This is a genomic window from Nitratireductor aestuarii (assembly GCF_014641695.1).
GTDB classification, from domain to species: domain Bacteria; phylum Pseudomonadota; class Alphaproteobacteria; order Rhizobiales; family Rhizobiaceae; genus Chelativorans; species Chelativorans aestuarii.
This window is the reverse complement of record NZ_BMIF01000005.1, coordinates 63,655-80,825: the sequence shown is the minus strand read 5'-3', so window position 1 is coordinate 80,825 and position 17,171 is coordinate 63,655. Positions and strand designations below refer to the sequence as shown.

The window sequence follows — 17,171 nt, the reverse complement described above, 5'->3', positions numbered from 1 at the left end:
CGTCTGCCGCTCCCAACGCTATACATTCGTGCATTCCCGCCCAAGCGGGTTTCAGCTGACCGGAACTAACCGCCCTGCTTGGGCTGGAAGCCGGTGAGCTTCACGAATTCCTGCACGATCTCGGCTTCGTCCTTGATCGCCTTCACGAAATCGGCGGGGCTGCCCTTGACCGGCACAGCACCGGCATTGGTGAGCACGGTCACCATGGCCGGATCATCAAGCGCTTTGTTGATCGCGGCGTTCATCTGGTCGGTGATGTCCTGCGGCATACCCTTGGGTCCGAAGACGCCCCACCAGACCTGCGACCCTTCCATGCCTTCCACACCCTGCTCGGCCATTGTCGGGGCAGGGGGCGAGCCCGGTGCATAGCTGTCGTTGGTATAGGCCAGCACCTTCAGCTTGCCCGCCTGGATCTGGCCCAGCACGCCGGCAATGGTGGAGAACAGAACCTGCAGACGTCCGGCCACCAGGTCCGTCTGGCCTTCCGCAGCGCTCTGGTAGTTGATGCTCTTCAGCTTCACGCCGGTCAGTGTCTTGAACTTCTCGGCCATCTGGTGCTGGGTCGCGCCGACACCAACGTAGCCGACAAACGTATCCTCCGAACGGTTGTTGGCATACTCGATGAACTCCTTGACCGAGTTGACCGGCAGGTCCGCCGGCACCACCATTGCGCCCGGCGAGGTGGCGAGAATGGCAATCGGCGTCAGGTCTGTCAGCGGGTCCAGTTGCACGCCCATGATCGGTCCGAAGGCGACGACGCTGTTCGGCAACTCAAGGAAGCGATAGCCGTCAGGCGTGGCCTGGGACACGGCAAGACTTCCGGTAAAACCGCCAGCGCCCGGCTTGTTCTCCACCACGAATGGCTGGCCAAGGTCGCGGCTCAGCACCTCGGAGAGCTGCCGGGTGAAGATGTCGTTGCTGGCGCCGGGACCGAAGGGCACCACCATGGTGACGGGACGGCTTGGCCAGTCGGCCGCGTGACCCAGGGAAACCGGAAGAAGCGTTGCTGCGGAAGCGAGCGCTGTAGCCGCCAGAAATACCCGGCGTGACATCTTATGATCGAATTTCATCATGTGTTCCTCCACCATCAGATGGCGGAACGATAATACCGCTCAGCCCCGCCCAAAGGCTGGAGGTAGGTGAATTTCACTGATCGAAATTGTCGCCAGACCAGCTCTCCAACGTCCTTTGGCAAGCGACGAAAAAGGGGCGTTTCGGCCCGTGAAATCGGCCAAGGAAAACGCCTGTGCCGTGCAGAGGGCGGCTAATATTTGCGAAGCTTTGCAATTCACCCGCACTCGGCAAAGCGCCTTTGGGAGGAGGCACCGATGCTCAATCTGAAGAGACTTGCTTTCCTGAATATTGCCACTGCTGCCGGCCTGTTCGCAGGGCACGGCTTCGCACAGGACAAGACGCTGGTGGTGGTGCTGCCGGAAGCGCCCGTTACCATGGAAGCCTGCATGGGCAACAACACGGTCAACGGGCGCGTCATTCGCATCAATATCTATGAGCCGCTGACGGTGGTCAGCGATACGACGGGCCAGGTCGAGCCGCGGCTTGCTACCTCATGGGAGCGGCTGGACGATCTCACCTGGCGCTTCCACCTGCGCGAAGGCGTGAAGTTCCACGATGACGCCCCGTTCAACGCGGAGGCTGTCGTCACGGAGATGAAGCGCACGTTGAACCGCGATCGCAACTGCCATACCGAGCAGCAATATTTCCGCGGCTTCAACATGACGCCCACAGTGGTGGATGACCTGACGCTGGACATCAAGACCGATGTGCCGGTGCCGATCCTGCCCACGTTTCTCAGCACGCTGTTGATCTCGTCGCCCAATTCGCCGCTCGAAGAATTCACGCTGAAGCCGATCGGAACCGGACCCTACAAGTATGACGGCGAGAATCCCGGCACGGAAATCCGCACGGTCAAGAATCCGGACTGGTGGGGCGAACACTCCAACGTCGACGCGGTCAAATACATCTGGCGCGGTGAATCCGTTGTCCGGGCATCGATGATCAGTGTTGGTGAAGCCGACCTTACGCCTGAGCTTGCCGTTCAGGACGCGACCGACCCGGCACTGGACAAGCCCTATGTGGATGCCGAAACGCTGTGGCTGCGCATCGACACCGAAGTTCCGCCGCTCAACGATATTCGCGTTCGGCAGGCTCTGAACTACGCCGTCAACCGCGAGGCGATGCTCGGTACCCTTGTCTCGAAGGATGCAGTGCCCAGCACGCAGATCACGGTGAAGGGCGTTCTCGGACACTCCGAGGATATTGACGACGAGGTTTATCCTTACGATCCGGAAAAAGCGAAAAGCCTGCTTGCCGAAGCAAAGGCTGATGGTGTTCCGGTGGAAACCCCGATCCTGCTTGTCGGTCGCACCAATATCCTGTCGAATTCGACAGAGGTGATGGAAGCGATCATGGCCATGTTCCAGGAAGTGGGCCTCAACGTCACGCTGCGTATGACCGAAATCGGAGAATGGCGCGAATACCACAACCGCCCCTATCCCGAGGGTCGCCAGCCGGTGATCGTGCAGACCAAGCACGACAACAACCGTGGTGACGCGGCCTTCTCGCTGCAGCCCAAATACGCCTGCGACGGCACGAACGCCGCCATGTGCGATCCGGAGATCGATGCCATGATTGCCAAGGCGACAGCTGAAAGCGGTCCGGACCGTGGCAAGCTGATGGAAGAGGTCTTCGCCAAGCTCTACCGCGAATGGGTGCCGGACATTCACCTGTTCCACATGGTCAGCTACGCCCGCGTTGGCAACCGGATCGACTATGTGCCCAACCTTCTGACCGGCATCGAGGTCAGGATCGAAGACGTAAACTTCAAGTAAGCACGGCCGGGAGTGTTCTCCCGGCAGCTCACCTGGGCGAAGGACTGATCGATGCTGCGATATATCGGCAAGCGCGCTCTGCAAAGCGCGGTCGGGTTGTCCGTCCTCATCATTGCCGTGTTCTTCCTGGCACGGCTGACGGGCGACCCCGCCAAGCTCCTGCTGCCGATCAATGCCGACCAGGCATTGATCGACGAGTTCCGCGCCCGCGAAGGGCTCGACCGCCCGGTGATCGAGCAGTTCGGCGTTTATGTCTGGAACGTGATGCATGGCGATTTCGGCACCTCGCTGCGTCGCCACCGGCCCGCGCTGGACATGGTGCTGGAGGCTTACCCCGTCACGCTGCAGCTTGCCTTCACGGCGATGGCGCTGGTTCTGGTCAGCGCCTCGCTTGTGGGCTCCGTTGCCGCCTACCGACCGGGAAGTGCGGTGGACCGGACGGTGACGGTCAGTTCGCTGATCAGCGCCAGCGTGCCGGACTTCTGGGTGGCGATCAGCGCCATCCTGCTTTTCGCAGTGACGCTGCAATGGTTGCCGACCTCAGGCTACGGTTCGGATATCCGCTTCTGGCTCTTGCCGCTTGGGGTATTGGTGCTCAGACCCTTCGGGATGCTGGTGCAGGTGGTGCGGGCCTCGATGATCGCCACGCTTTCCTCAGCCTTCGTGCGCACCGCCCGCATCAAGGGCATGTCGGAAGGCCGTATCATCTACGTCCATGCGCTCAGGAACGCACTCCTGCCGATCATCACCGTCGCCGCTGATCAGACCGTCGGCATGATCAACGGCCTGGTGATCATCGAGACGATCTTCGGTTTTCCGGGCATCGGCAAGCTGATGATCGACGCGGTGATGGCGCGCGACTTCCCCGTCGTGCAGGCCTCCATTCTGGTGACTGCGATCGCAATCTTCACTCTCTTCATTCTGGTTGATCTGGCCTATGTCGCACTTGATCCCCGTATCAGACACCGCTGAGGTCCAGCCCGCAGGGGCCGTGGCTGCGGCGGAGCTGCAGGAGAGCGTCCGCGTACGCCGGCACTTGCCCTGGTGGCGGCTCCTGCTGCGCGACAAGTTCGCGACGGCTTCCGTGGTCTGGTTCGTCATCCTGCTTGCCTTCGTGTTCCTCGGGCCGCTTTTCCTGAGCGACAAGGCGACAGCGGTGAATCTTGCAGCGCGCAACGCGCCGCCGGGCTTCTCGCATGGCTTCCTCAACATCCTGGGCGCTGATCCGCTCGGACGGCCGCTGCTGCCGCGCCTCATGGTGGGCGCGCGCAACACGCTGGCGATCGCCTTCTCGTCGGTGATCTGCGCGCTCGTGCTCGGCTCGTTTCTTGGAATGATCGCCGGCTACGTGGGCGGGATCATCGGCAACCTCATCATGCGGCTGGCCGACGTGATTTCGAGTTTCCCTTCGCTGCTGCTTGCGCTGATCGTGCTCTACATCCTCGAGCCGCACGTGATGAACCTCGTGCTGGTGCTCGCCATCACGCGCACCTCGATCTACCTGCGCGTGACGAGGGCTGAAGTGCTAGAGATCCGCGAACGGGCCTTCGTGGATGCCTCGCGAGCGCTTGGCGGCGGTGCGCCGCACATCCTGCGCCGCCATATCGCGCCGCTGGTGGCGCCGACGCTCGGCACCATCGTCACCGTCGATTTTGCCGCCGTCATGCTGGCGGAGTCGGCGCTGAGCTTCCTCGGCATCGGCATCCAGCCGCCGGAGATCACCTGGGGACTGATGGTGGCGCAGGGCCGCAACTACCTCACGCAGGCGTGGTGGCTGGCTTTTGTTCCCGGGGCTGCGATCATGCTGACGACGCTTTCGGCAAACCTCATTTCGAGCTGGCTGCGCATCATCAACGATCCCGCCCAGCGCTGGCGGCTGGAGATCTCGCGCAAGGAGGCGAAGCCATGACTGAGCCGCTGCTGACTGTCCGCGACTTGAAAGTCGAGTTTCAGACCGGACTTGAAACTGTCCACGCGGTGAACGGTGCGAGCCTCACCGTCGAGGCGGGCGAGATCGTCGCCGTGCTGGGCGAAAGCGGCTCGGGCAAGAGCGTGACGGCGGCGGCCATCATGCGCATCCTGCCGATACCGCCTGCGCGCATTGCTGGTGGCGAGATCATCTTCCAGGGACGCAACATCCTCACCCTTTCGCCTTCTGAGTGGAAGCAGATGCTCGCGCGTGACGTGGCGCTTGTATTGCAGGATGCGCTTTCAGCCCTGAACCCGGTCTATCCCGTGGGGTGGCAGATCGCGGAAGTCTTTCGCGTCCATGGCGAGAGATCGCGAAAGGTGGCGAATGCCAAGGCGGTCGAGCTTCTGAAGCGCGTCGGCATCCCTGATCCCGAGCGGAGAGCCAAGGAATATCCGCACCAGTTTTCCGGCGGCATGCGCCAGCGCGTCATGATCGCCATGGCGGTGGCGCTTCGTCCGCGCCTGCTGATTGCGGACGAGCCAACCACGGCGCTCGACGTAACGGTGCAGGCGGACATCATGGACATGATCACGCAGATCAGCTGGGAGGAGGGTATGTCCGTGCTCCTCGTGACCCATGATCTGGGCGTGGCGCTCCGCTATGCGCAGCGCGTCTGCGTGATGTATGCGGGCCGCGTGGTGGAAGCGGGGCCGGTGCGCGAGGTGCTCAGCCGTCCCGCCCATCCCTATACGCTGGCGCTTCTGCAATCCGCTCCGCAGGCGCGAGCCGAGGGCGAAAGGCTGAACCCGATCAGCGGTTCGCCGCCCGACCTGGCGCATCTGCCGCCCGGCTGCCCGTTCCATCCGCGCTGCCGTTATGCCGCCGACGTCTGCCGTGCATCGCGTCCTGCCGAGACAAATATCCTGCCGGGTCGGCGCGTCGAGTGCCATCGGGCGATGGAGGTGCTCGATGTTGTTGCAGCCTGAAATGCCGATCCTGCAGGTCCGCAATCTCACCAAGCACTATCTGCCTCAGTCAGGCTTCAGCTTCAGTGGCGGCAAGTCCGTCATCAAGGCCGTGGATGGCGTGGATTTCGACCTCTATCCCGGTGAGACGCTTGGATTGGTTGGTGAATCGGGCTGCGGCAAGTCGACCGTGGCGCGGACGATCCTTCGTCTCGAAGAGCCGACCGCGGGCGAGGTGCTCTATCGCGGGCAGGACATTTTTTCCATGAACCGCACGGAGCTGAAGACGCTCCGGCGCAACGTTCAGGTAGTGTTCCAGAACCCCTATGCCGCCCTTAATCCGCGCATGAGTGTCGAGGATATCCTGTCCGAGCCCTGGGTGATCCATCCCGATGTGCTGCCCCGAGAGCAATGGGCAGACCGTGTCCGCGAACTTCTGGTGCAGGTGGGTCTGCGTCCGGAACATGCCGAACGCTATCCACACCAGTTTTCCGGCGGGCAGCTGCAGCGCATCGGCATTGCGCGGGCTCTCGCACTCTCGCCGGAAGTGCTGATCTGCGACGAGCCTGTTTCAGCGCTCGACCTCTCGGTGCAGGCGCAGGTCATCAATCTGCTGGAAGAAATTCAGGCGGAAACCAACATCGCTTATCTCTTCATCGCCCACGATCTCTCCGTCGTGCGCCACATCTCGAACCGCGTGGCCGTCATGTATCTCGGGCGGATGGCCGAGATCGGTCCCGCGAGCGAAGTCTTCAACGAGCCAGCGCATCCCTATAGCGCCGCGCTGCTTTCTGCAGAGCCGACGCTGAAGCCCGACGAGATTGGTCGGGAGCGCATTCCGCTGAAGGGAGAAATCCCGAGCCCCGCCAATCCGCCGTCCGGCTGTCGCTTCCGCACCCGCTGCTGGAAAGCGCAGGCCGTCTGCGCTGAGCAGGTGCCGCAGCTTGAGCCGAGGCCTCCCGGCAGCAATCGGCTCGCCGCCTGTCATTTTCCCATGGACGCTCCGGACGCGGAGATCCCGCATCACCTTCAATCAACCTGAGAAGTTTTCCCGATGCCACAGCCAGCCGCTTTCCCGCACGAAAACATCAAGATCACTGACGTGTCGCTCACCATCTTCCGCTGGACCGGCCTGCCGAAGGTGACCTACACGCGCAACTCGACTGCCGATGACGGTGACGTTCATCTGGGCCTTTTGACGATATCCACCGACGCCGGCATCGATGGCCACGCGTTCCTTGGCTCGTCCTTTCGACCGGTCGATATCGACGCGCGCGGGCTGATCGACAACCTGAAGCCGCTCGTCATGGGCGAGAACCCGCTCGACCGTGACCGGCTCTACCAGCTCCTGATGACGCAGAACCGCTCCGTAATGTTCCGGCCGATCGGCGCCATGGACATCGCGCTCTGGGACATCGCGGGCAAGGTCGCGGGCCTGCCGATTCACCGGCTGCTCGGCACCCGCCGCAACAGTCTGCCCGCCTACGCGAGCTCGTCCACGCTGCATTCCATCGACGACTACGTACAGCAGGCGCTGGAGAGCAAGGCGGCTGGCTATCGCGCCTACAAGATGCATCCACCGAAGGATCGCGCGCTCCACATCCCGATGCTGCGGCAGGTGCGCGAAGCGGTAGGCGACGACTTCCCGCTCATGTACGACCCGGCGGCGATCTATTCCTATGCGGATGCGCTCAAGATCGGCCGGATCCTCGAGGAGCTGAACTATGTCTGGTACGAGGACCCGATGCCCGTCGACGACATGTACAACTACACGAAGCTCTGCGCCGACCTCGACATCATGGTTATGACGACGGAATATTCCTGGGGCGGGTTTCTGGGCTATCCGGCCTGGATTTCAGCGCGGGCGACCGATGCGCTGCGGGGTGACGTAGCGCTCAAGGGCGGCATCACCGGCGTGGTGAAGTCGATCCATCTCGCCGAAGCCTTCAACATGAAATACGAGCTGCACCACGGCGGCAACTCGCTCAACAACATCGCCAATGCGCATGTCGCTTTGGCCACCGCCAACTGCGATTACTTCGAGGTGATCCTGCCGGACATTGTGCAGAAATACGCCGTGATCAACGAACTGGCGCTGGACGAGAACGGCCACATCAGCCCGCCCGATGGACCCGGGCTCGGGGCTCAGATCGACTTCGAGCTGATCGAGCGGATGAAGGTCACGGTGATGCAGTAGGGGATGGCAGCCATCTAGCCATCAGCTGCCATCTTGATGGCATGTCAGCTTTGAACTATATTGGCTGGCGAGGTGACTAAGATGGCTGAACCACAACTTTCTGTACGCAGTGCGAAGGCAAGAGACATTGCCCACCGGCTTGCCCGCCGCGAAAATCGAACTGTCGCCGACATTGTGGAGCGCGCGCTGGAAGCTTACGAGACCAAAGAAGCGGGCCGAGAGCCCGCCGCCGCATTCTACCGTCGCATCGTTGCCGAGTACGGCAGCGACCTCGACCTCGAGGCGGTCATCCGTGAAGATCGACGCAAGCATAAGGGCATCGAGCTTTGATATTGCTCGATACCAACGTCGTTTCGGAGACGTTCAGGAAAATACCAGATAAAGCGGTGATGGCCTGGCTTGCCAGGTATGATGCTGAACTTGCGCTTCCGACGATAACTATCGCTGAGATTGCTTATGGTATCGGGAAGCTGGGGCCCGATCCACGGGCGGAAAGGTTCTCTCATAGCTTGGGAGAATGGCGACGTCGCTTTGCTGGACGAATTTTCGGGTTCACGGAGGAGGCTGCTATTGCCTATGGCGACATCATGGGCAACGCATCCCGCTCCGGCCATCCCATGTCCGCTCCGGACGGGATGATTGCAGCAATAGCGAGGGTCAATCGAGCGCGCTTGGCGACGCGTAACCTGAGTGATTTCAGCACTGCAGGACTTCAACTCATTTCCCCATGGGACTTCTAGCGTAAATGGATCATGTGGAAAACCTTTCTATATGCGAGGTTTATTCGCGGGTGTTCGTGATAAAAAATTGCGCTTAGATGGTAACTGATAGAACTCCATGCTGCAGTAGCGTCCTCTCGGAAAACAGCCCTATCGTTCTGCTCTCGGACGGTGAAATGGCATTGCTATTTTGATGCATCAGATTGCGCAACTGATGCATCAGTTCTAGTTTGCTTCTGTCACGAAGGTGATGTTTCGAGCTGTGCGGGCCTCTTTTCCGTGAGCCAGAACAGCGAGAAAAAAGAACTTAGATCATTCCGGTTGTCCAACGGCTGAGAATGATCTGGCCATCAGTTTGACAGCGGTCGTTCCGCCCGGCTGTCCGCAGGAGTTGCGTTCATGCTTTCTCTAACTCGTCGAGTTTTTCTTGCTTCCGCGGCCGCTGCTGCTGCGGCCTTCACGTTGAGCGGACCGGTTCAGGCTGAGGACAAGCCGCAGATCGAGTTCCTCTATTCGCCGTTCGCCGATTACGCGCCGTTCTTCATCGCAAAGGACCTCGGCTATTTCGACGAGTTCGGCCTTGATGTTTCGCTGGCGCCGAAGAGCGGTACGGCCGAGACGATCCAGATGCTCGCTTCCGGCAATTCGCTTGCCGGAGCCGCAACCTGGGGCGCGGGCCTGTTCAACTCCATTCATCAGGGCGCAACCGTGACGATCGTCGCCACACTCGCGCGCATGCCCGACACCGTTCCGTCGCCGTCGCCTTTCATGGTCTCCGAGAAGGCCTGGCAGGATGGCATCCGCAAGGTTGAAGACCTCAAGGGCAAGCGCGTCGGCATCCCCGGACCGGGCGGGTTCGGCCTCTACTCCGTTGCCAAGGCGCTGGAAAAGGGCGGCCTGACGCTCGATGACGTCGAGGCGATCTACCTGCCGCCGCCAGCAACCGCCGCCGCCTTCGCCAATGGCGGTCTTGAAGCTGGCTGGAGCATCGAACCCTTTGCGCTGCAGCTCGAGAAGGAAGGTCTTGGACGCCGTCTGGTTGAAGACCATACCTTTGGCACCGAACTCGGCTTCCTCGCCTTCAACAACGAGTTCGCTCAGGAGAATGAAGACGTTGTCGTTCGTTTCATCGCGGCCTTCCTGAAGGGTGCACGCCTGCTCGACAACGGCGGCTGGAACGACGAGAAGATCCTCGACATCGTTGCCCAGTACACCGGCACGCCGAAGGACACGCTGAAGGGAATCTCCTACACCATCCGCTCCGAGGACGGCTCCATCGATCTCGACTCCGTGCGTGAGCAGGAAGAGTTCTTCCGCGCGCAGGGATCGCTCGAATACGAAGGACCGATCGACATCGACACCGTCTACCGCACGGACCTGCTGGAGAAGGCAAACGCCCTCCTCGCAAAGCAATGATCGTGCATTCGGATGAAATCAGCCGGGACGTCAGCGTCCCGGCAGAAGCCGCCCCTGCCATCGAGGTGCGGGACCTGGTGAAGGCGTTCTACGACGTCTCCGGGGACCGCATCACGCTGGCGGCGGCCAATGTCAATTTTACGGTGAAGCGCGGCGAGTTCGTCTGCATCGTCGGCCCCAGCGGCTGCGGCAAGACGACGGTTCTGCGCATTCTGGCCGGGCTTGAGCAGCCGTTCTCCGGCGAGTTCCGTCTCCACACCAGCGCCCAGCCTGCCATGGTGTTTCAGGAAGCCTCGGTGCTGCCGTGGCTGACCGTGGCGCAGAACGTTGCGTTTCCGCTGAAGCTGAAGGGCGTTGCGGCAAAAGAGCAGCGCGCCCGCGTAGCAGAGCTTCTGGAGTTGACGGGCTTGACTGACTTCGCAGACGCCCGGCCTCACCAGCTTTCAGGCGGCATGAAACAGCGCGTCTCCGTTGCCCGCGCCCTTGTGGACGACCGCGATATCCTGCTGATGGATGAACCCTTTGGCGCGCTCGACGAGCAGACCCGCCTCGTGCTGCAACAGGAGCTGCTGCGCATCTGGGAGCGCACCGGCAAGACGGTGGTCTTCATCACCCACAGCGTTGACGAGGCACTGACGCTTGCAGACCGTGTGCTGGTGATGTCGCCGCGTCCGGGCACCATTGTTGCCGATCTCCCCGTACCCTTCGAACGCCCCCGCGACGTTGTCGAAATGCGTCGCGACAAGCGGTTCTGGGACCTGACCTACGAAGTCTGGCGTCTTCTGGCCGTCTCACCGGAGCACTAACTTGTCGAAGCCCTATACCCTTTCGCCAGAACAGATCGCACGGCTGAAGAGTCACTCGCGCCGCGAGAAGCTCCACCGCACCATTTCCTATTTCAGCCCGCTTCTGCTGCTGCTCCTGTGGGAGATCTGCTCGCAGACAGGCCTGATCGACCGTCGCTTCTTCCCGGCGCCAAGCTCAATCGCCGGCACGGCCTGGCAGATGACGGCGAGCCTCGAGATCTTCGATCACATCTGGGCGACGCTGCGGCGCGTTGCGGTCGGCTATGTGCTGGGCGCTGTACCCGGCATTCTGCTGGGCCTCATCCTTGGCCTTTCCGCGCCTATCCGGCGTGTGCTCGGACCGATTTTCTCGGCGCTCTATCCGGTGCCAAAGATCGCCATCCTGCCGCTGATCCTGCTGATTTTCGGCGTTGGCGACGCGTCCAAATACGTGGTCATCGCCATCGGCGTGTTCTTCCTGATGTTCTACAACACGCTCGGCGGCGTGATGCAGATCCCGCAGATCTATCTGGATGTGGCGAGGAATGCCGGTGGCTCGAGGTTCCAGACGTTCCGCTACATCGCGCTGCCGTCGGCCATGCCCAACATCTTCACGGGCCTGAAGCTTGCGGCCGGATCGTCCTACATCATCATTGCGGCGGCGGAGTTTCTTGGTGCGCGCAGCGGCGTGGGCTTCATGATCTGGGCGTCCTGGCAGACCTTCGCGGTGTCGCGCATGTTCGTCGGCATCGTGGTGATCTCGGCCATGGGTTACTTCACGATCCTGCTGCTTGAAGCGCTGGAACGCAAGTTCGTGCCCTGGGCGAAGCACTGAGGCAGTGGCAGGCAGACCATGATCAGCACACAAACGCATCCCCCCGCCGTGACGGCTTCGGAGCGGATCTATACGGCGCTCCGCCAGCGGATCATGCGCTGCGAGATCACGCCGGGGGCGACGCTGGATGCCGCAGAGATCGCCCAGGAGTACGAGGTCTCTAAGACGCCGGTGCGCGATGCGATGCAGCGGCTTGCAGCAGATGGGCTGGTGACGATCCTGCCACGCAGCGGCTATCGCGTGGCACCCATAACCTTCCAGGCGGTGCACGAGATCCTCGACATGCGCGCTGCGATCGGACCGCACGCGGCCCGGCAGGCAGCACGCTATGCTACTCCGGAAGACGTCGCGGAACTGCGCCGGATCGTTCGCGAATATGATGCGCCTCTCGACGTGGGCGCCATGCAGCAGGTGGCCCGCCGCTTTCACGTGGCAATCGCCAGCTGCAGCCGAAACCGGAGGCTGGTGGCGCTCTCGGAAAGCCTGTTCGACGAGCTTGAGCGGCTGCTGCGCTTTGCCATCGACTTCACCGTCAAGGCGGGCGAGCACTCAGACGAACATACTGCGCTGGTGGATGCCATCGAAGCGGGCGACGGCGAGCGGGCAGCCTCGATCGAGGCCGAACACATAAAGCACAGCCGCGAATTCCTGATCGAGCGGCTGATGACCCTCGGCTACCTGTCGCAGGGTGAAGCCCGGAGTGCGGAACGATGATTTCTGTAAGCGAAGCAACCGAAACACTGGCGGCAGCACTTGGCGGCGGCGAGGCTGCGCGCCTTGCAGCCGAAGCGCTCGTTGAGGCCGAGGCTCTTGGCCTGCCGCGTTTTGGCTTCGACATGCTGGACGAGTGGCAGCCGGGGCTGGTGGTGCCGAAGGCAGGTAGCACGACCGCCATGGAATGGCGCGACTGCGCGCAGAATTTTTCGCCCCTTGGAGTCGCCGCCGCAACACTCGACCTTAAGCAGGCGGCGCGTGCGTTCGGCATTGCGGCAGTGTTCCTCAGGGGGGTGAAAGGCTTTGGTCGGCTTGCACCCTTCGCTCGCTATCTGGCCGACGAAGGATTACTCGCTATTGCCGGTGCGGAGGGTCCGCCATTCGTTGCACCCTATGGTGGCAATCGTTCGGTCATCGGTACAAACCCGATCGCCCTCGGCTTCGGCAGGGGTGAGGGCCGTCTCGTCGTCGATACGGCGACCAGCACGGCGACCATGGCGGATGTGAAGAACGCCCGCATGAAGGGCAAGCCGCTCAAGGATGGTGTCGCCATCGACGCAGACGGCAGGCCGACGACCGTTGCCGCTGATGTGGCTGCCCTGCTGCCACGTGGCGGGCAGATCGGCTCGCTTGTTGGCCTGATCGTGGAGGTTCTGGCAGGCGTCGCAAGCGAGGGCAGGGGCGACCCGAACGGGCGCGGCGTCTTCTTCATCGCCATCGATGCAGGCAGGATAGGTGATCCCGAGAGCCTGCTGGGAGAACTGCGCCGCGACTGGACCGACGCCGGCGGCTACTGGCCGCGTGGTGGGGACGTCTCACCCGATACTGAACTGGATGACGGCGTCATAGAGCGTCTTGAAACGCAGCTCGCTCGCATGGCCGCATCAACACAAGGGGAAGACAAATGACCCTGAAGCTCACCGTTGAACCGGCAGACGGGCTGGTCGATGAACCCCGCCGCATCACGCTGACGGGTCTCGCGCCTGACCAGCTTGTGGCTATTTCCGCGCGGACGATCCGCGGCGGCGACGCAAGCTGGATGAGCCAGGCCACCTTCATGGCCGACGAAAACGGCACTGTGGACCTGACGCGTGATGCTCCCGTGGGCGGCGACTATGCCGAAGTGGCTCCGATGGGGCTCATCTGGAGCCAGCTGCCGGACGACGGCAAAAGTGCGGACATGTTCCCGGATGATGTGATGGCGCCGCTGCGGACGGTCCTCACTGCCGAGACAGACGAAGGCGAGACAACCGAGGCTGAGCTCCTCCAGCGCTTTGCGGCGTCGGGTGTGGAGCGGCGCGAAATCCGCGACGAGGGGCTTGTTGGTACGCTGTTCACGCCGGCAGGCGAGGGGCCGCATCCGGTGGTCACCGTGCTCTACGGTTCTGGAGGCGGCATCAACGAGCCGCGCGCAGCCATGCTTGCGTCGCGTGGCTATCAGGCATTCGCGCTCGCCTACTTCAAGGCGCCGGGACTCTCGCCCTACATCACCGAGACGCCGCTTGAATATCTGGAGACCGGCCTGCGCTGGGCGCACCGCGAGCTTTCTCCGAAGAATGGCTTTGTGGCCGTCAGCGGTCAGTCGCGCGGCGGCGAGCTTTCGCTGCTCCTGGGTGCGACCTATCCGGAGCTCGTCTCAGCCGTCATAGCCTATGTGCCGGGTGCGATGGTGCACGGCGCTCAGGGTGCTGGCGATCCTGCGCGTGGCGGATGGCAGGGCGTCACCTGGACCATGGGCGGTGTTCCGCTCGAACACCTCTGGAACAACAACAAGGCCGTGCACTGGCACCCGTGGGGAGGCGATGCCCCGCCCACCCGACACCATTCTGTGTTCTTCGAGGGGCTGAAGGATCGCGAGCTCGCCGCCAGGGCGCGTATTCCGGTGGAGAAGATCGATGGCCCGGTGCTGCTGATCTCGGGTCGCGACGATAGGGCATGGCCGTCGAGCCTCTATTCAAAGATGGTTGTCTCGACGCTGCGCCGGCACAACCATCCGCATCCCGTCCGCCATCTCGATTTCGACGACGCAGGTCATGCGATCAATCTGCCGATTGTACCTTCGACGCAGATCACGCGGATCCATCCGGTATCGAAGGTGCCCTACACCAATGGCGGCACGCCTTCGGGCAATGCGCGCGCCAATGACGGTTCGTGGGAGGGCATGCTCGCCTTCCTCGATGAAGTGACGGGCACCTCGCGCGCGGGCCGCTGAGACAGGAATTCTATTCAAGGAGCAAAGTAAAATGCCGACGACAGAACATCTGGCAGGCCAGTGGCGGGAGTGGCGCTACGCCCATGTGGCAACGATGTTCCGCCCCTATGGCTGGACATCGCTGGTTGCCCAGTACTGGCTGGAGCCGACCGACAAGGCTGTGACCTTCGACCTGCTTCCCGGCACCTGGGGTGTCGAGGACGGCAAGGTCATGTACACGCCACCCGCGTCTGGCCCGAACCTTTCGGTGAATGGGGAATATCCGACAGGCCCGGTGGAGATCATTCCCGGACGTAACCAGACTTACGGCCATGGCAAGAGCGTACCCGTCTATTACGGCGCGTGCGAGGTCGAGACCATCGTGCGCAGCACCCAGGACGGGCAACAGCTCTATGGCGTGCGCGTGCGCGATCCGCATCAGGCAACACCGCTCGCTGAAGCGGGCGTGTCGGAATATGACTACGACCCCGCCTGGCGCATTCCCGGCGTCTATACGCCAACGCCAATCACAGAGTTCGAGGCCGAAACAGTCGAGACGGGCGTGCGGGAATCCACGCCGCGCATCGGCACCTTCACCTTCGAGCACAACGGCCGCAGCTACACGCTGGTCCTGATCGGTAAGGCAACTTCGACGGGCGGCATCCAGCCGGTGGCGCACTTCCGTGACCTGACGAACGGCAAGACCACCTATGGTGCGGGCCGCGTGCTTGAGCTGGAGTTTACCGACGAGACGAACACACGCATCGACTGGATCGACTTCAACTATGCGGTCGCTCTGCCTTGCGCCTTCACGAACTTCGTGACCTGCCCGGTCGCGCCGCCCGAGAACCACCTCGATTTCGAGGTCACCGCCGGCGAGAAGAAGCCGGAGCGCCAAATCGAGCGCACGCTGACCTACAAGAAGGCTTGATCGACATTGTGGATGAGCGGAGCGGGCCGGTACGCCCGCTCTAGACCCTGAGATTGCGCAGGCGCGGCATCCAGATCCAGAGAACGAGGGCGAAGACCAGAACCACCGATGACATCAGACCAAGGGCGAGGCGTGGGCCAACAGCGGCGGCGAGAAGCGCCATGGTCGCGGTGCCGACGGGCATCAGCCCGCGCGTCATGAACAGTGAGGCAAGCACGCGGCCGCGATAGGCGTCATCCACCATCAGCTGCAGGATGGTGTCATTCGATGAATTGTAGGCGATGTGCATCGCACCGGCCGCAAAAAGGATCGGTATGGCGACATAGATGTTGGGCGCGGCCGAGAACAGCACCAGCGCGATCGCGAAGCAGCTCATGAAGATCAGCATGATCGACCCGCGACGCGCCTCGCGCTGCACACGGCTTGCCAGCAATCCGCCGCAGATCGAGCCGGCTGCGGCGATCGCCGTCATGATGCCGAAGCCGGATGCGCCAGCGTCGAAGACCTGGGCGGAGAAAACCGACAGGAACTGCATGTAGGGCTGGCAGAAAAAGGTGGGCACCAGCGCCACCGCCACCAGCATCAGCAGGACCGGTTCCGTCTTCATGTAGGCAAAGCCGCCGACGAGGCTCTGGACGAGCGATTCCTCCCTGCGCTCCACCTTCTGGGCAGGCAGATCGATCAGCATCAGCATGGCCATCACGAAGGTGAAGCTCACCGCATTGGCGATGAAGCAGGCCGTGACGCCCAGGCTCGCGATAATGGCGGCCGAGGCCAGCGGGCCGATGATCTTCGCCATGTTCATGGTGACGGAGTTGAGCGACACGGCACTCGCCACCGCATTGCGCGGTACGAGTTGATAGATCAGCGAGTTGCGCGCCGGCATGTTGAAGGCCACGATCAGCCCCCGGCAGGTGGCGAGCAGCAGTATCAGCCAGATCGAGGCGTCGAAGAAGGCAACGGTACAGGCAAGCCCGATGGCCACCGTCATGGCCAGGAACTGGGTGCAGATCAGCATCGTGCGCCGGTCCACACGGTCGGCTATGACTCCGCCGAACATGGCGAAAAGCATAATCGGCAGGCCGCGCCCCAGGTTGACGAGGCCCAGCATGATCGGGTCGCCGGTGGTGGAGATCACCAGCCAGTTGAGCGCGATCTGGTCGAGCCAGTCACCGATGAAGGAAACGACGTTGCCCAGCCAGTAGAGCCGATAGTTGCGGTGACGGAGCGCCTCGAACGTGCCGGCACGGGGCGAGGGGGATGCGATGGTGTCGCCGGTTTCCGTCATCTTGTCCTGTCGCCGAATCATCTCAGCTCATCAACAGCTGACCTGATTCCAATTGTTGCCGCTGCAATTCCGGAAAGAAGCTGTGTCACGTGTTCGCCAGGAAGAGGCGTGCATACAACTTCATACACCCGCTGACGTCTCGCGCAAGCTGAAGCGTTTCCTCGCGGACAAACATAAGATCAGATTGTTATAACTTAAACTGCGGATGGCAGAACGAATGGGGTGCGACATCTGTTCATGGTGCGTGCAACTTTTTGTTCAGCGATCCTGAGCAAGTTCACCACCATTGTCTTAACCCGGCGGGGGTTTATATGCTGGGCCTGTTTCGGCGGCTGTCTGCCTTCTGCAGATGCCAATTCATTGCGAAGT

The 17,171-nt window shown here is 62.1% G+C and carries 17 protein-coding genes; 15 read left to right on the top strand and 2 right to left on the bottom strand.

Annotated elements, in window-relative coordinates; translation table 11 throughout:
• Window positions 1-65: 65 nt before the first annotated feature.
• Window positions 66-1,070, bottom strand: coding sequence for a Bug family tripartite tricarboxylate transporter substrate binding protein (locus IEX27_RS09740; RefSeq protein WP_188720857.1), 1,005 nt, complete (start codon window positions 1,068-1,070; stop codon window positions 66-68).
• A 258-nt stretch (window positions 1,071-1,328) separates the two neighbouring features.
• On the opposite strand from IEX27_RS09740, the gene IEX27_RS09735 reads away from it, so the two are divergent.
• The 15 genes from IEX27_RS09735 to IEX27_RS09665 all read left to right on the top strand — a co-directional run bounded on the left by IEX27_RS09735 (window position 1,329) and on the right by IEX27_RS09665 (window position 15,514).
• Window positions 1,329-2,849, top strand: a complete 1,521-nt coding sequence (locus IEX27_RS09735; protein WP_188720856.1) for an ABC transporter substrate-binding protein — start codon at window positions 1,329-1,331, stop codon at window positions 2,847-2,849.
• A 51-nt stretch (window positions 2,850-2,900) separates the two neighbouring features.
• Window positions 2,901-3,821, top strand: coding sequence for an ABC transporter permease (locus tag IEX27_RS09730; protein WP_188720855.1), 921 nt, complete (start codon window positions 2,901-2,903; stop codon window positions 3,819-3,821).
• Window positions 3,787-4,758, top strand: coding sequence for an ABC transporter permease (locus IEX27_RS09725; protein WP_188720854.1), 972 nt, complete (start codon window positions 3,787-3,789; stop codon window positions 4,756-4,758). The genes IEX27_RS09730 and IEX27_RS09725 overlap by 35 nt, the downstream gene beginning before the upstream one ends.
• The gene (locus IEX27_RS09720) at window positions 4,755-5,747 is read left to right on the top strand and encodes an ABC transporter ATP-binding protein (RefSeq protein ID WP_188720853.1); all 993 of its coding nucleotides are present in this window, start codon (window positions 4,755-4,757) and stop codon (window positions 5,745-5,747) included. Before IEX27_RS09725 ends, IEX27_RS09720 begins: the two co-directional genes overlap by 4 nt.
• Entirely contained in the window at window positions 5,731-6,768 is a 1,038-nt protein-coding gene (locus IEX27_RS09715; protein ID WP_188720852.1) for an ABC transporter ATP-binding protein, read from the top strand. Before IEX27_RS09720 ends, IEX27_RS09715 begins: the two co-directional genes overlap by 17 nt.
• Window positions 6,769-6,780: 12 nt before the next feature.
• A complete protein-coding gene (locus tag IEX27_RS09710) occupies window positions 6,781-7,923 on the top strand; it encodes an enolase C-terminal domain-like protein (RefSeq protein ID WP_244630315.1) in 1,143 nt (380 codons plus the stop codon).
• A gap of 81 nt (window positions 7,924-8,004) precedes the next feature.
• Window positions 8,005-8,253: a plasmid stabilization protein gene (locus IEX27_RS09705; protein ID WP_188720851.1), complete on the top strand. Its 249-nt coding sequence runs from the start codon at window positions 8,005-8,007 to the stop codon at window positions 8,251-8,253.
• Window positions 8,250-8,663: a type II toxin-antitoxin system VapC family toxin gene (locus IEX27_RS09700; RefSeq protein WP_188720850.1), complete on the top strand. Its 414-nt coding sequence runs from the start codon at window positions 8,250-8,252 to the stop codon at window positions 8,661-8,663. Before IEX27_RS09705 ends, IEX27_RS09700 begins: the two co-directional genes overlap by 4 nt.
• Before the next feature lie 378 nt (window positions 8,664-9,041).
• Complete coding sequence (locus IEX27_RS09695) at window positions 9,042-10,058, top strand: ABC transporter substrate-binding protein (RefSeq protein ID WP_188720849.1); 1,017 nt, start codon at window positions 9,042-9,044, stop codon at window positions 10,056-10,058.
• Entirely contained in the window at window positions 10,055-10,864 is an 810-nt protein-coding gene (locus tag IEX27_RS09690) for an ABC transporter ATP-binding protein (protein WP_188720848.1), read from the top strand. The genes IEX27_RS09695 and IEX27_RS09690 overlap by 4 nt, the downstream gene beginning before the upstream one ends.
• 1 nt (window position 10,865) lies before the next feature.
• Window positions 10,866-11,678, top strand: coding sequence for an ABC transporter permease (locus IEX27_RS09685; RefSeq protein WP_188720847.1), 813 nt, complete (start codon window positions 10,866-10,868; stop codon window positions 11,676-11,678).
• An 18-nt stretch (window positions 11,679-11,696) separates the two neighbouring features.
• On the top strand, window positions 11,697-12,392 hold the full coding sequence (locus IEX27_RS09680; RefSeq protein ID WP_188720846.1) for a GntR family transcriptional regulator: 696 nt from the start codon (window positions 11,697-11,699) through the stop codon (window positions 12,390-12,392).
• Window positions 12,389-13,300, top strand: a complete 912-nt coding sequence (locus IEX27_RS09675; protein ID WP_188720845.1) for an Ldh family oxidoreductase — start codon at window positions 12,389-12,391, stop codon at window positions 13,298-13,300. Before IEX27_RS09680 ends, IEX27_RS09675 begins: the two co-directional genes overlap by 4 nt.
• A complete protein-coding gene (locus tag IEX27_RS09670) occupies window positions 13,297-14,604 on the top strand; it encodes an acyl-CoA thioesterase/bile acid-CoA:amino acid N-acyltransferase family protein (RefSeq protein ID WP_188720844.1) in 1,308 nt (435 codons plus the stop codon). Before IEX27_RS09675 ends, IEX27_RS09670 begins: the two co-directional genes overlap by 4 nt.
• 31 nt (window positions 14,605-14,635) lie before the next feature.
• Window positions 14,636-15,514: a DUF1684 domain-containing protein gene (locus IEX27_RS09665; protein ID WP_188720843.1), complete on the top strand. Its 879-nt coding sequence runs from the start codon at window positions 14,636-14,638 to the stop codon at window positions 15,512-15,514.
• 40 nt (window positions 15,515-15,554) lie between these two features.
• Here IEX27_RS09665 and IEX27_RS09660 read toward each other — a convergent pair whose 3' ends face one another.
• A complete protein-coding gene (locus IEX27_RS09660; protein ID WP_188720842.1) occupies window positions 15,555-16,823 on the bottom strand; it encodes an MFS transporter in 1,269 nt (422 codons plus the stop codon).
• Between the last annotated feature and the right edge of the window lie 348 nt (window positions 16,824-17,171).

Excerpts from the sequence above, each read along its gene's own strand:
- IEX27_RS09725 (WP_188720854.1), top strand. The coding sequence starts at position 3,787 with ATGTCGCACTTGATCCCCGTATCAGACACCGCTGAGGTCCAGCCCGCA.
- IEX27_RS09735 (WP_188720856.1), top strand. The coding sequence starts at position 1,329 with ATGCTCAATCTGAAGAGACTTGCTTTCCTGAATATTGCCACTGCTGCC.
- IEX27_RS09660 (WP_188720842.1), bottom strand. The coding sequence starts at position 16,823 with ATGATTCGGCGACAGGACAAGATGACGGAAACCGGCGACACCATCGCA.
- IEX27_RS09670 (WP_188720844.1), top strand. The coding sequence starts at position 13,297 with ATGACCCTGAAGCTCACCGTTGAACCGGCAGACGGGCTGGTCGATGAA.
- IEX27_RS09680 (WP_188720846.1), top strand. The coding sequence starts at position 11,697 with ATGATCAGCACACAAACGCATCCCCCCGCCGTGACGGCTTCGGAGCGG.
- IEX27_RS09715 (WP_188720852.1), top strand. The coding sequence starts at position 5,731 with ATGTTGTTGCAGCCTGAAATGCCGATCCTGCAGGTCCGCAATCTCACC.
- IEX27_RS09665 (WP_188720843.1), top strand. The coding sequence starts at position 14,636 with ATGCCGACGACAGAACATCTGGCAGGCCAGTGGCGGGAGTGGCGCTAC.
- IEX27_RS09720 (WP_188720853.1), top strand. The coding sequence starts at position 4,755 with ATGACTGAGCCGCTGCTGACTGTCCGCGACTTGAAAGTCGAGTTTCAG.
- IEX27_RS09695 (WP_188720849.1), top strand. The coding sequence starts at position 9,042 with ATGCTTTCTCTAACTCGTCGAGTTTTTCTTGCTTCCGCGGCCGCTGCT.
- IEX27_RS09740 (WP_188720857.1), bottom strand. The coding sequence starts at position 1,070 with ATGAAATTCGATCATAAGATGTCACGCCGGGTATTTCTGGCGGCTACA.
- IEX27_RS09690 (WP_188720848.1), top strand. The coding sequence starts at position 10,055 with ATGATCGTGCATTCGGATGAAATCAGCCGGGACGTCAGCGTCCCGGCA.
- IEX27_RS09705 (WP_188720851.1), top strand. The coding sequence starts at position 8,005 with ATGGCTGAACCACAACTTTCTGTACGCAGTGCGAAGGCAAGAGACATT.
- IEX27_RS09675 (WP_188720845.1), top strand. The coding sequence starts at position 12,389 with ATGATTTCTGTAAGCGAAGCAACCGAAACACTGGCGGCAGCACTTGGC.
- IEX27_RS09730 (WP_188720855.1), top strand. The coding sequence starts at position 2,901 with ATGCTGCGATATATCGGCAAGCGCGCTCTGCAAAGCGCGGTCGGGTTG.
- IEX27_RS09710 (WP_244630315.1), top strand. The coding sequence starts at position 6,781 with ATGCCACAGCCAGCCGCTTTCCCGCACGAAAACATCAAGATCACTGAC.